Source organism: Nitratireductor sp. B36 (genome assembly GCF_020833685.1).
In the GTDB taxonomy this organism is placed as follows: Bacteria; Pseudomonadota; Alphaproteobacteria; order Rhizobiales; family Rhizobiaceae; genus Nitratireductor.
In genome coordinates, this window is sequence record NZ_JACKZY010000003.1 from 884,642 (window position 1) to 897,107 (window position 12,466).

12 protein-coding genes are annotated in these 12,466 nt (G+C 59.3%); 8 read left to right on the top strand and 4 right to left on the bottom strand.

Annotated features, from left to right (window positions below):
• The first annotated feature begins 48 nt into the window (after positions 1 to 48).
• Positions 49 to 954, top strand: coding sequence for a DMT family transporter (locus H7H48_RS16065; RefSeq protein ID WP_229450032.1), 906 nt, complete (start codon positions 49 to 51; stop codon positions 952 to 954).
• On the opposite strand, the gene H7H48_RS16070 is transcribed toward H7H48_RS16065, so the two are convergent.
• A complete protein-coding gene (locus H7H48_RS16070) occupies positions 918 to 1,799 on the bottom strand; it encodes a YihY/virulence factor BrkB family protein (protein ID WP_229450033.1) in 882 nt (293 codons plus the stop codon). The genes H7H48_RS16065 and H7H48_RS16070 overlap by 37 nt on opposite strands.
• A 72-nt stretch (positions 1,800 to 1,871) precedes the next feature.
• Here H7H48_RS16070 and H7H48_RS16075 point away from each other — a divergent pair, with 72 nt between their 5' ends.
• From H7H48_RS16075 to H7H48_RS16105, 7 genes are all read left to right on the top strand, one after another.
• The gene (locus H7H48_RS16075) at positions 1,872 to 2,705 is read left to right on the top strand and encodes an SDR family oxidoreductase (protein WP_229450034.1); all 834 of its coding nucleotides are present in this window, start codon (positions 1,872 to 1,874) and stop codon (positions 2,703 to 2,705) included.
• 18 nt (positions 2,706 to 2,723) lie between these two features.
• Positions 2,724 to 2,924, top strand: coding sequence for a twin transmembrane helix small protein (locus tag H7H48_RS16080; protein WP_007008808.1), 201 nt, complete (start codon positions 2,724 to 2,726; stop codon positions 2,922 to 2,924).
• Between the two features lie 8 nt (positions 2,925 to 2,932).
• Positions 2,933 to 3,514: a cob(I)yrinic acid a,c-diamide adenosyltransferase gene (locus H7H48_RS16085; protein WP_229450035.1), complete on the top strand. Its 582-nt coding sequence runs from the start codon at positions 2,933 to 2,935 to the stop codon at positions 3,512 to 3,514.
• A gap of 40 nt (positions 3,515 to 3,554) precedes the next feature.
• The gene (locus H7H48_RS16090; protein ID WP_229450036.1) at positions 3,555 to 4,322 is read left to right on the top strand and encodes a rhomboid family intramembrane serine protease; all 768 of its coding nucleotides are present in this window, start codon (positions 3,555 to 3,557) and stop codon (positions 4,320 to 4,322) included.
• 189 nt (positions 4,323 to 4,511) lie between these two features.
• Positions 4,512 to 5,261, top strand: a complete 750-nt coding sequence (locus tag H7H48_RS16095) for an electron transfer flavoprotein subunit beta/FixA family protein (RefSeq protein WP_229450037.1) — start codon at positions 4,512 to 4,514, stop codon at positions 5,259 to 5,261.
• 18 nt (positions 5,262 to 5,279) lie between these two features.
• Positions 5,280 to 6,209 (top strand): electron transfer flavoprotein subunit alpha/FixB family protein, encoded by a 930-nt coding sequence (locus H7H48_RS16100; RefSeq protein WP_229450038.1) that lies wholly within the window; start codon positions 5,280 to 5,282, stop codon positions 6,207 to 6,209.
• A gap of 203 nt (positions 6,210 to 6,412) precedes the next feature.
• Positions 6,413 to 7,294 carry a 3-hydroxybutyryl-CoA dehydrogenase gene (locus tag H7H48_RS16105; protein ID WP_229450039.1) on the top strand — a complete coding sequence of 294 codons (882 nt, stop codon included), beginning with the start codon at positions 6,413 to 6,415 and terminating at the stop codon, positions 7,292 to 7,294.
• Positions 7,295 to 7,311: 17 nt separating this feature from the next.
• Here the strand turns inward: H7H48_RS16105 and H7H48_RS16110 are convergent, their stop codons facing one another.
• The 3 genes from H7H48_RS16110 to H7H48_RS16120 all read right to left on the bottom strand — a co-directional run bounded on the left by H7H48_RS16110 (position 7,312) and on the right by H7H48_RS16120 (position 12,360).
• Positions 7,312 to 9,597 (bottom strand): acyl-CoA dehydrogenase, encoded by a 2,286-nt coding sequence (locus H7H48_RS16110; protein WP_229450040.1) that lies wholly within the window; start codon positions 9,595 to 9,597, stop codon positions 7,312 to 7,314.
• A gap of 88 nt (positions 9,598 to 9,685) precedes the next feature.
• The gene (locus H7H48_RS16115) at positions 9,686 to 10,951 is read right to left on the bottom strand and encodes a GNAT family N-acetyltransferase (protein WP_229450041.1); all 1,266 of its coding nucleotides are present in this window, start codon (positions 10,949 to 10,951) and stop codon (positions 9,686 to 9,688) included.
• The gene (locus H7H48_RS16120) at positions 10,948 to 12,360 is read right to left on the bottom strand and encodes a lipopolysaccharide biosynthesis protein (RefSeq protein WP_229450042.1); all 1,413 of its coding nucleotides are present in this window, start codon (positions 12,358 to 12,360) and stop codon (positions 10,948 to 10,950) included. The genes H7H48_RS16115 and H7H48_RS16120 overlap by 4 nt, the downstream gene beginning before the upstream one ends.
• Between the last annotated feature and the right edge of the window lie 106 nt (positions 12,361 to 12,466).

A 12,466-nucleotide genomic window follows, 5' to 3' on the forward strand; every position in this document is an offset into this window, starting at 1 on the left:
TGTTAAAGCCGCGGTTGATTCGAGCTTTCGCATTCAGGGACACATCCGATGAAAGATCTTACGAGGGCGATCCCGGCCTTGTTCGTCGTCCTCTGGGCGACAGGTTTCATCGGGGCGCGTTATGCGATGCCATGGGCGGAACCCTTCACATTTCTGTGGATCCGGTTTGCTCTGACCTTTGGCGTTCTTCTGTTGATCATTCCCCTTGTGAAGGCAAAGGCGATTGGCCCACGCAATGCATTTCACGCCTCAATAGCAGGCGTTCTGATGCATGGCGTTTATCTCGGAGGCGTCTTCTGGGCAGTGCGCAACGGTCTCCCGGCCGGTTTCGCCGGCCTCATCGTTGGGCTTCAGCCGATGCTGACTGCGGTCATTGCAGGTCTGTTTCTCGGCGAGAAGGTGACAGGAAAGCACTGGCTTGGCCTTGTGGTGGGGCTGGTCGGTGTGGTGACAGTCCTTTCCCCAAAATTCGGCTCGATCAGTGGCGGTGTGACGGTCGCGACCATTGGTGCGGCCGTTGTGGCGGTGATCGCCATGAGCGTGGGCACCGTCTGGCAGAAGCGTTTCGTGGCGACTGCTGATCTGGTGACAGTCACGCTTTATCAATATGTCGGCGGTTGGGCTGTCACGTTTCTGGTCTCGCTATTGTTCGAAACGCAGCACTTCGTGCTCAACGGTGAACTGGTCTTTGCCATGGCGTGGCTGGTTTTCGTGCTGTCGCTGGGCGCGATCTTCCTTCTGATGATCCTCATTCGAGAAGGCGAGGTGGCGCGCGTCGCATCGCTCTTCTATCTCGTGCCCGCTGTCACGGCGCTGATGGCATGGTTCCTGTTTGACGAGACACTGACGCCTGTGCAGCTTGTAGGTATGGCGATCACGACCTTTGGCGTGGCGCTTGCGACGCGGCGTTCAGTGCGTCAGCCGGCCGCGGCGACCGCTCGCGCTTCGCGGTAGCGTTTGATCGAGGCGTTCAATTCTCCGCCGAGAATGAACACGGCGGAAATGATGTAGAGAAACACCACGGCGATCATGATGGATGCGAGACCGGCATAGGTGCTGGCGTAGCTGCCGAAGCGCCCGAGATAGGCTGCGAAAAGGCTTGATCCGACAAAGGATCCCAGGAGTGTGAACGCAACACCGGGCAGCACGTCCCACAGGCTGCGCCGACCGGCTGGCAGCCAAAGATGTACTGATATCAGCGCAAGAATGAGCACGGTCAGCGCGATCACATAGCGCCAGAACGTGATGGTGCCGACATAAGGGGCAATCCACTCCAAATTGTTGGCGGCGATGCGCAGGGCGATCGGCGCGATGACGAGCAGGATGCTGATGGCAAGAAAGCCGACCGTTGCAACGAGCACGAAAAACAGGCTTTGCGCGCGCAGGCGGAAGATCGAGCGTTTTTCGCTGACCCGGTAGGCGCGATTGAGAGAAAGGCGCAGCGCCTCCACCCCATTGGAGGCAAAAACACCAGCCAATACGACACCGAAGGTCAGCACATCGCTGCGGCGCACACCGAGCACATTGTGAACTTCTCTTGCAATCGGCTCGGCAACTTCCTTGGGCCAGGTATCGAAAATCAGATCGACCGCCTGTTGCGAAAAAGAGTCTGCGCCAAGGAAACTCGCCAGGGCAGTGGCAAATATCAGAAACGGGAACAGCGCCATCAGCGCCGAGATGGCAACGTGACTGGACATGGCCCAGCCGTCATCCGTGTTGAAGTGGCCAAGCGCATCACCGATGATACGTCTGGTGGCTTTCAATCCGCGCACGGCACTTCCCTTCGTGGCTGTCGACATTGCTTTTGGTTGTTTCGCTCAGGCCAATATGTGAAACCGGGACACTTATAGACAAGTGCTGACAGGAATTTCATGGGTAGCAACCGGACGATCCTGATTACCGGAACCTCTTCCGGCATAGGCGCATGGTGTGCCGAGGCCCTGCGCAGAGATGGCTGGCGCGTTTTTGCGACGGCGCGTAGGCCGAAAGATCGTCAAGCCCTTGAAAAGATGGGGATAGACGCCTTCTACCTCGATTACTCGGAGCCTGAATCGATCATAGCGCTCGTGGATGATGTGCTCGATCGCACCGGCGGTTCACTCGATGCGCTTTTCAACAACGGAGCCTATGCCCAGGCTGGGGCCGTGGAAGATCTTCCTGTGGAAGCGCTGCGTCACCAGTTCGAGGTCAATGTTTTCGGCTGGCACGATCTTACGCAGCGCCTCGTTCCCGCGATGCGGCGGCAGGGGCATGGTCGCATTGTTCATTGCTCGTCGATCCTGGGGCTCATTCCTATAAAGTACCGTGGTGCTTACGCTGCCTCCAAGCATGCACTCGAAGGATTGATGCTGTGCCAGCGCGCGGAGCTTGAAGGGTCGGGCATTCACGTTTCCCTGATTGAACCGGGGCCCATCGAGTCCAGAATTGCAAGCAACGGACTCCCGTGGTTCGAGCGTTATATCGATCACGAAAACTCCGCGCATCGGGAAGCCTATGAAGGTCAGCTTGCACGTTTGAGACAAGGCGGGGTGAAGTCGCGGTTCAAGCTCGGGCCCGACGCGGTCTATGCGCGACTTTCTCACGCGCTCCTTTCCCCGCGCCCAAGGCCGCACTATGTGGTAACCACGCCGGCGCGTATCGGTGTCGCATTGAAACGGCTGCTTCCGGCGCGCATGTTGTATCGCTTCCTGTCGAACCAGGGCTGAAACAAAAAGAAAGCCGCGATGTCCACAGTCTTCAATATTCTCTCCATCCTTGTGATGATGGCGGTCGTTATCGTCCTCATTCGCGGTCTCATGAACATGATGCGCGGCGGCTCGGCCAACACGTCGAACAAGCTTATGCAGGCTCGCGTTATCCTGCAGGCTGTTGCCATCGTCTTTGTCGTACTTGCGCTTTACTACGCGCGTTCCAAGGGTGGCTGAGGCGCTCCGTGGTCAAGCTGAACAAGATTTACACGCGCACGGGCGATGACGGGACAACGGGTCTCGGCTCGCGTGAGCGCCGCCTGAAATCCGATCTCAGGGTTGCGTCCTATGGCACCGTCGATGAGGCAAATGCCTGTATCGGCATGGCACGTGTCCATCTGGCAGAATCGGAGCCGCGCATCGACGCGATGCTGGCGCGCATCCAGAATGATCTCTTCGATCTGGGAGCTGATCTTTCGACGCCCGATACCGGCGAGGCGCTGGAATACGAGCCTTTGCGGATCGTGCAGAGCCAGGTGGACCGGCTGGAAGCCGATATTGATGCCCTGAATGCCGAGCTGGCGCCGTTGCGCTCTTTCGTGCTGCCCGGTGGCAAGCCCGCTGCTGCTGCACTCCATCTCGCGCGCACTGTCTCGCGACGTGCCGAGAGGCTGATGGTGGAGTTGCGCACAGTCGAAGGTGAGATCGTCAGTGATGCGGCCATGCGCTACATCAACCGCCTCTCCGATTTCCTGTTCGTTGCTTCACGCGCCGTCAATGACAATGGTGCGCTAGACGTGCTATGGGTGCCCGGGCAAAACCGCTGAGATATTCGGGCCGGGATCGGGGCCCGCAAAGAGGGCTCCGATGTTCATACCGTTGCACGATGCCAACAGCCTGCGGCACATCAAACGGCAATATGTCACGCTGGCAATCATAGCGGTCAACGTGATCGCCTATCTGGTGACGGCGGTGGGAGGCACGGATTTCGCCTTTGCCGCTGCGCTTGGGCTGGGCTATATCCCGTCCGTTTCCAATGATCTGGCGATCCTTCCGCCAGAGCTTGATCTGGTTCCGGAACCGCTCACCTACATCACCTATTCATTCCTGCATGGCGACTTGCTGCATCTGGGCGGCAATATGCTGTTTTTGTGGGTGTTTGGCGACAATGTCGAGGATGCGCTGGGGCATTTCCGGTATCTGATTTTCTACCTCGCCTGTGCGGTTGCGGGAGCTTATATGCACGGCTTCATAGCGCCGGATTCCAATGCGCCGCTCATTGGCGCTTCCGGTTCCATTGCCGGTATTGTCGCTGCCTATCTGATCCTGCATCCTCGGGTGAAAGTCTGGGTGCTGGCTTTCGCGCGCATTCCCATTCGCGTTCCGGCCTTCATCCTTCTCGCGTTGTGGATCGGTTTCCAGTTCTTGATGTTGATGATTGATACGGAAAACCAGATTTCCTGGGCGGCTCATGCGGGAGGCATTCTCGCCGGGGCGGCCCTCGTGGTCATCCTGCGGCGCAGGGATGTGCCCCTGTTTGACAAGCGTTTGGAGAAACCGCGGGCGGTGGAGCTTGAAAAGCCGGATGTTGCGCGCCCTCTGGAAACCGAGCAGCCGCGCTGGGGGCGGCAATAGGACATTTCTGCATATTGACGTGAACGTCAGGCCTCTCTACGGTCCCGCCAACTCCGGCGGCATGCCGCATGAAGGGGGGAGGAGGAGTGTTCTGAATTTCCCTGCACATGTCGGCATTCAGCCATCCGGCGCGTCCATCTGCTGGTATCCAGCATCAGAACCGAAGTCCACCATGGAAGGTGATTGCGCATGAAAGTCCTTGTTCCGGTCAAGCGGGTCATTGACGCCAATGTGAAGCCCCGCGTGAAGGCGGATGGCTCCGGTGTCGAGCTGACGAATGTCAAAATGGCGATGAACCCGTTTTGTGAAATCGCGGTTGAAGAAGCGATCCGCATGAAGGAAGCCGGCAAGGTTGAGGAAATTGTCGCCGTTTCGATTGGCCCGGAGAAAGCTCAGGAAACGCTGCGCACCGCGCTCGCCATGGGCGCTGACCGCGCGATCCTCGTCAAGACCGACGAGGCGGTCGAGCCGCTTGACGTGGCGAAGATCCTCAAGGGCGTTGTCGAGGAGGAGAAGCCGGAAATCGTGATCCTCGGCAAACAGGCCATCGATGACGATTCCAACCAGACCGGCCAGATGTTGGCCGCGCTGCTTGGCTGGAGCCAGGGAACATTTGCTTCGGATGTGGAGCTTTCAGACGGCAAGGCCAAGGTGACGCGTGAGGTGGATGGCGGTCTCCAGGTGGTCGAGCTCAAACTGCCGGCCATCGTGACAACGGACCTGCGCCTGAACGAGCCGCGCTATGCTTCTCTGCCGAACATCATGAAAGCCAAAAAGAAGCCGCTCGACACCAAGGAGCCCGGCGATTTCGGCGTCGAGGTGAAGGCGCGCCTGAAGGTGCTCAAGACCGAGGAACCGGCCGGCCGCAAGGCGGGCATCAAGGTGGGCTCGGTGGCCGAGCTTGTCGACAAGCTGAAAAACGAAGCCGGCGTGCTTTAACGGAGAGGGAGAGACAAAATGGCTATTCTTCTGATTGCCGAACACGATAACGAAACCCTTTCCGATCAGACCGCCAAGGCGCTCGCCGCAGCGAGCCAGATCGGCTCTGATGTGGATGTGCTTGTAGCTGGCAAAGACGCGAAGGCCGCCGCCGACGCAGCGGCGAAGCTTTCGGGTGTGCGCAAGGTTCTGCTCGCAGAAAGCGATGCGCTTGCGGAGCGACTTGCCGAGCCGCTCGCCGACCTCGTGATTTCTCTGGCTGACGGATACGACACGCTTGTCGCGCCGGCGACGACAACGGGCAAGAATGTCATGCCGCGTGTCGCGGCCCTGCTCGATGTCATGCAGGTGTCCGACGTAATCGAAGTGGTGGATGCCAAGACGTTCAAGCGCCCCATTTATGCCGGCAACGCGATCCAGACCGTCGAGGCAACCGACGCCAAGCGGGTGCTTACGGTGCGCACATCGTCCTTCCAGGCGGCAGGCGAAGGGGGCTCTGCCGCGGTGGACAGCGTTGACGCGCCGGCTGATGCCGGCCTTTCGGCATTCGTGGAAAACCGCATCGCAGAAAGCGACCGGCCTGAACTGACTTCTGCCAAGATCATCATTTCGGGCGGTCGTGCGCTGGGCTCGGAAGAGAAGTTCAACGAAGTCATCCTGCCTGTTGCGGACAAGCTGGGAGCTGCTGTTGGCGCTTCGCGCGCAGCTGTCGATGCGGGCTATGCCCCGAACGACTGGCAGGTGGGGCAGACGGGTAAGGTGGTTGCGCCCGATCTCTACATCGCCTGCGGCATTTCCGGTGCGATCCAGCATCTGGCCGGTATGAAGGATTCCAAGGTGATCGTAGCGATCAACAAGGATGAAGAAGCCCCGATCTTCCAGGTCGCCGATTATGGCCTGGTTGCAGACCTTTTCGATGTGCTGCCGGAGCTCGAGAAGGCGCTCTGAGCCTGTAACAAGAACACCGGAATCTCAGGCAACGGCCCCGCTTTCGAGCGGGGTCTTTTTTGTTTGCGGCACCAAAGCGAACACCGCACGGACATCACGGAAGGATTTTCCGCGCGGGGGTAGACGCCATTGCGCCTCCCATTTAGTTTGCAGCGCAACAACACTGACGAAGGGTGCAGGTCGCATCTCACGGGGTTTTCGACATGACTGGAAAGATTGAGAAAGTGGGTGTGATTGGCGCGGGCCAAATGGGTAGCGGTATTGCCCATGTCGCCGCGCTGGCGGGCTATAACGTGAAGCTCTACGATCTTTCCGCCGAGCGGATCGAGGCGGGTATAGCGACGATTTCCGGCAATATGGCGCGGCAGGTTTCATCGGGAAAACTCGAAGACAAGGTTCGTCAGGACGCCTTGGCGCGCATTGCTCCGGCCACCACCATGGAAGCACTCGCCGATATGGACCTCGTGATCGAGGCGGCGACCGAAGATGAAACCGTCAAGCGCAAGATTTTCGCGCAGCTTTGCCCTGTGCTGAATCCGGAGGCCATCGTCGCCACCAACACCTCATCGATCTCCATCACGCGCCTTGCCGCACAGACTGATCGGGCCGAGCGCTTCATCGGCATTCACTTCATGAATCCCGTTCCGGTGATGAAGCTGGTGGAACTCGTGCGCGGCATCGCCACGGAAGATGACACGTTTGAGAAGGCACGCGGCTTTGTCGAAAGCCTCGAGAAGACGATTACGGTGGCGGAGGATTTCCCCGCGTTCATCGTGAACCGCATCCTGTTGCCGATGATCAATGAAGCAATTTACACGCTCTACGAAGGCGTGGGGACGGTTGAAGCCATCGACACGGCGATGAAACTCGGCGCCAACCATCCGATGGGCCCATTGCAACTTGCCGATTTCATTGGCCTCGACACCTGCCTGTCGATCATGCAGGTGCTTTACGAGGGATTGGCCGATTCCAAATACCGTCCATGCCCGCTGCTGGTAAAATACGTTGAAGCCGGCTGGCTTGGCCGCAAGACCGGCCGCGGCTTTTATGACTACCGCGGTGAGACACCGGTCCCGACACGATAATTCCGGCTCGCAGCTCTCTATTCAGCAGCCTGCCGCTGCGGCGTTTTGCGCCGGGCGGCGGGCTTTTTCGTCTTATGCTGTGCAGCTGTTGCCGAAATCTCTTCCATGGGGAAGGCGTCGACAGCGATAACCTTCTCGACAGCGTCCCGCGCTTCGCGCAGCTGCGTGAATTCGGCATCGCTGATGAGATCCATATCGTGGGCCTCCTGTGCGTCGCTGATCTTTTTGGCACGCATCTTTTTCTCGATGGGGGCCGCATCGACGACGAGCCGGAACGCACGTTCCAGATCCTTGAGGGGATGCGCATCGTGCCCCTGACCGAGATACAGGTCGGGCGTCAGCCTGTCCCGCTGCTGAGAGGGTTTCAGAAGGATTTCGGCAAGCTTGGTGATGAGACGATCCGAAGGAACCGGGTTGGGAACGCCCCACGGGAAAGCGATCAAACGCACCAGCCAAGCGGCGGGCCGCGATGGCAAATTGTCGAGAACGCCACGGAAAGCAATGCCCATCCGCGCCTCGCCCGCTTGCATGAGATAGTCGACGATTGGCTTGTCTTCGGCGAAGCGTCCTTCGCTTTCGTAGCGTTTCAGAACGGCACCCAGCAGATAGAGTTCTGCAAGGATGTCTCCCAGACGGGCTGAAATCATCTCCCGGCGTTTGAGCGATCCGCCGAGTGTGAGCAATGCGAAATCGGACAGGAGAGCGAAGGCTGCGGAATGACGCGAAAGGGTTTTCCAGTGACGCGGCATTGCCGCTCCCTTCGGAGCAGGGCTCAGAAAGCCACCGGTCCAGCCACGCAGGAAGGCGCGACCGGCGGTCTTGAAAGCATGGCCGACATGCTTCCAGAAGGCCTTGTCGAAAAGATCGAGCCCTTCCTCCCTGTTCTCGTGCGATAGCGCCAGCAATTCTTCGAGCATATAGGGGTGGGAGCGAATGGCACCCTGGCCGAAAATCATCAGATTTCGGGTGAGGATGTTGGCGCCCTCCACGGTGATGCCGACCGGCACCGCCCGATAGGCCGCTCCCATGTAGTTGCTCGGGCCGTCTATGATTGCCTTGCCGCCGTGAATATCCATCGCGTGCTCGACGGAACGGCGCATGCGCTCTGTGGCGTGATATTTCATGATGGCGGAAATAACCGAAGGCTTGTGCCCTTCATCGAGCGCCGCAAGTGTTGCCCGCCGCGCCGCATCGATCAGATAGGCGTTGCCGCAGAGCTCGGCCAGCGGCTCCTGAATGCCCTCGAAATAGCCGATTGGCACGTTGAACTGCGTGCGCACCCGCGCATAGGCGCCGGTGGCGCGTGCGCACATTGCGGCGGATGCGGCCGACTGCGAGGGAAGCGAGATGCTGCGCCCGGCAGCGAGCGCCGTCATCAGCATGGTCCAGCCCTGACCGATCTGATTCTCGCCACCGAGAATGTGGTCGAGCGGCACGAAGACATCCTCCCCATAGAGCGGTCCGTTCTGGAAGAAGGTGAACTGCGGAATATGCCGGTCGCCGTGGCGCACACCCTTTGTGCTGGTCGGCAGCAGCGCGACGGTGATGCCCAGATCCTCTCTGCGGCCGAGGTGATTTTCCGGGTCTCGCATCTTGAAGGCGAGGCCCATTACGGTGGCTACGGGCCCAAGCGTGATATAACGCTTGTGAAAATTGAGCCGCAGGCCCAGGACCTTCTTGCCCTTCCAGGTCCCATATTCAACCACACCCGTGTCCGTCATCGCCGCGGCGTCAGAGCCTGCGTGCGGGGAGGTAAGGCCGAAACACGGTATTTCGCGCCCATCGGCCAAGCGCGGCAGCCAGTATTTGCGCTGCTCGTCGGTGCCGAAATGCATGAGCAATTCGCCAGGTCCAAGCGAGTTGGGCACCATTACGGTGACGCCGGCGACGACGCTTGCAGAGGAGAGCGTGCGCACCACCTCCGAATGGGCGGTGTTTGAGAAGCCGAGCCCACCAAACTCCTTCGGGATGATCATTCCGAAGAATTTGTTCCTGCGCATGAAATTCCAAACGGCGGGGGAGAGATCGCGATCGCGCCATTTGAGCGTCCAATCATCGACCATGGCGCAGAGCTCGCGCACGGGGCCGTCCATGAAGGCCTGCTCCTCTTCGGAAAGGCGCGCCGGCGGCATGGCCAGGAACTGTTCCCAGTCAGGATCCCCGGTGAAAAGTTCGCCGTCCCACCAGACCGTCCCCGCATCGATCGCTTCCCGTTCCGTCTCGGAAATCGGTGGCATGATCTTGCGGGCCCAGTTGAAGATGGGCTTTGAGATGCGGTCTCGGCGAAAGGTTTTGAAACGCATGACCGGGCCTCCAGTGTTGCGCCAATATAACAGGCTTGCCTCTGGGAGGCGAACGGGCTTCGCGGAGGGATGGTTCCCGCTCGTGTGCTCAGCCGCGCAGACGATTGCGCATGATGCGCAGACGATTGCGCACACGCCGTGCCAGGCCAAGCTGGGCCGCTGCCTTACGCACGTGGCGGTCTGCATCGGGCGTAAGCCCGACGACCATCGTTCCCAGGGGACGACGCTCGCTCCACAGGCGGCTCATCACCGGGTGATCTGGCACCGCACAGGAATCCGTCATGATGATGTTTGGGTCATCGAGATGGGTTTTCGTGACCTCGATCATGAGAAGCGTGCCTGGAGAATAGGTGGCGAAGCTTTCGTCGTAAGCCGTTTTCCATGTATAGGCCGTGCCGTTCTCAATGAAGACAATTAGGCAGGCGATAACCACATCATCGAGCGTCAGCATGTGAATGCGGCACATGTCGCGTTCGCAGAGGCGATGAACCGCTTCCCGTGCGAAGGCTGCACGGTAACGATCGATCGCCATGGCGGTTCTTTCCCGTCCTTTCCAGCCGGACGCTTCAAGGGTGAGGAAGGCTTCGACGCCGTGCCTGACTTCATCGGGGTGGCGGGCAATGCGGTATTCGAGGTTGCCCAGTTCTCCCAGGCGCCTTCTTAGGCGCCGGAACTCGCGGTAGTGATGTGAGCGCAAGGAATCTCGCAGATATGTATCCCCATCCAGGGCGCTCTCGAGTGTCGGCCGCTCAACCCGATTGGTGATCTGGAACGGCAGGTTGCGCGCGTCCACCACCGTACGCAGGATGGCGGCAAATGCGCCGTCCAGGCCGACATCCGGCAAGACGAAAACCTTCGGGAGATCAAGGTGCGGCCGGGCGAGCATGGCGAAGAAATCCTCGATCACGCCAGCCGGGTCGTCATAGTCGACTAGAGGGGTGCCGAGCGGACCGAAGGGATTTGCCCAGGTTCGCAGTACCGGAACGCTGAAGGGCAGGAGCGAACGTTCAACCGTAAAAGGAACAAGAAGGCGCAATCGGCTGCGGTCTTCCGTTCCGTCGCGGATCACGGCCAACCGCACTTCCCGGTCTTCCAATCGAGGCATGGCCGGAGCCAGAAAGCGCGGATTGAAAAATATGTTTGTCTCGATGGAACGGGCTGCCAGATAATCCAGTTCATCGACCAGCTCGAAACCGGCTGACGCCGGATAAACCGCGAGTTTGCGCTTTTGGTCGCCCGTGGTCACCGAGGCGAGGCGATCGGTATCGGGTTCCAGCGTGGCATCGCGGGCCAGATCACTGTCGGACCCTCCCGTGCCGCCGCTCGTCTCTTCAAGGAGAGGGGGGATGCTCACGGATTGGCCTCCTTTCGAAAGCGGGGGAGAAAGACCAGCATGCGGATCCCAAGCTTCCGCCAAGCGATAAAGGATAGCGAGCCTGCCTCGAAGAGAATGGCAATACCTGTCGCGATCGCTGCTCCCCACAGCCCGTAGAGTGGTATCAGGATCATGTTGAGACCGATGTTGATGCCGAGCGTAACGGCGTAGATTGCGGCGCAGATTTTTTGAAACCCGCTCATCGTAAGCAGACTTTCCGCAGGTCCGACGGCGGCTCGGGCGACCACACACGAGACAAGCAGGAACAGAAGAGGATAGCCGGCAGTAAAACCACTGCCGAAAAGCATCAGCATCGGCTTGCCGATAATCAGCACGATCACGCCCATGGCGAGGGATGGCCAGAAGGTCCAGCTGACGGTTTCCGCAGCAAAGCTTGCCAGCCCCGACCGGTCTCCGCCATGCATGTAGGCGGAGTAGCGTTGAGCAACGCTTGCCTTCACCGCAAAATAGACGAAATGCACAAGGGCCAGCGTCTTGACGGTGGCAAAATAGACAGCGACGTCGGTTGGAGCCATATACCGTCCCACCATCAGCACGTCCGCGTTGGTGAGCAGAAAGTAGAAACTTTCGACGAGAAAGATGGGCAGCGAGACGCTGACCCAGTGCTTCATTTCATAGCGGGGCCTTCCGGAAGGCATGTTGCGATCCACGCGGGTGGTGATGCTCGCAAACTGCAGCAGTGTCGTCACATAGGTGGCAATGATGGCTGTGACGATCGCCGTTGTCGCGTCAGGTGCGTAGCCGCTCAGCACAGCGACGGCCATGAACAGCAGGATGAGCAACGGGCGAATGAAATAGGCCGGAAGCAGGGCCCAGATCACCCATGCATTGGCTCGAGAAACACCCTGCAGCAGGTCACTTAGCGCCAGCATCGGCAGGCAGATCAGGCCGAGGTAGAACGGAACGATGTAGTAGGACTCGATGACCGGCGTTAGAAAATACAGTCCCAACAGTCCCGCGAGCATGAAGATCGTCGATGTTGCCAGCACGAAAAGCCGGCCGGCGATGTTGACGCCGCGCAGCTCCCCAAACGCGCCTTTCGTTCGGTATTCCGGGATGAAGCGGATAATTGCCGTATGAAAGCCGAGGCATGAAATGTTGCCGAGGATGATCATTGTCACCCAGACGAGCACGTAGATTCCGTATTCGAAACTGCCCATCCAACGCGCAAGGAAAACCTGGCTGAAAAAGGCGATCACTGCGTTGATGATGCGGATGGCGAAGGCGATGAGTGCATTGCGGCCTGCCTCCCCGCGGGCGTCTCGGGCGTTGATCAGGCCGTCGACCTTGGTGAGCCACGGGCGTACGCGCTCAGCAAGCTGCGCCGGCAGCAAGCGATCACCTGTTCCCGTGGCTGAAAAACGCACCACCCCACTCCTCTCAAGACATGTGCACAACGCTTTAGTGCAAACTGCTTAAGAATCATGAAAGGCGGTGGTCAGCACCGGATCCGGTGATGGAAAGCCAACAAAA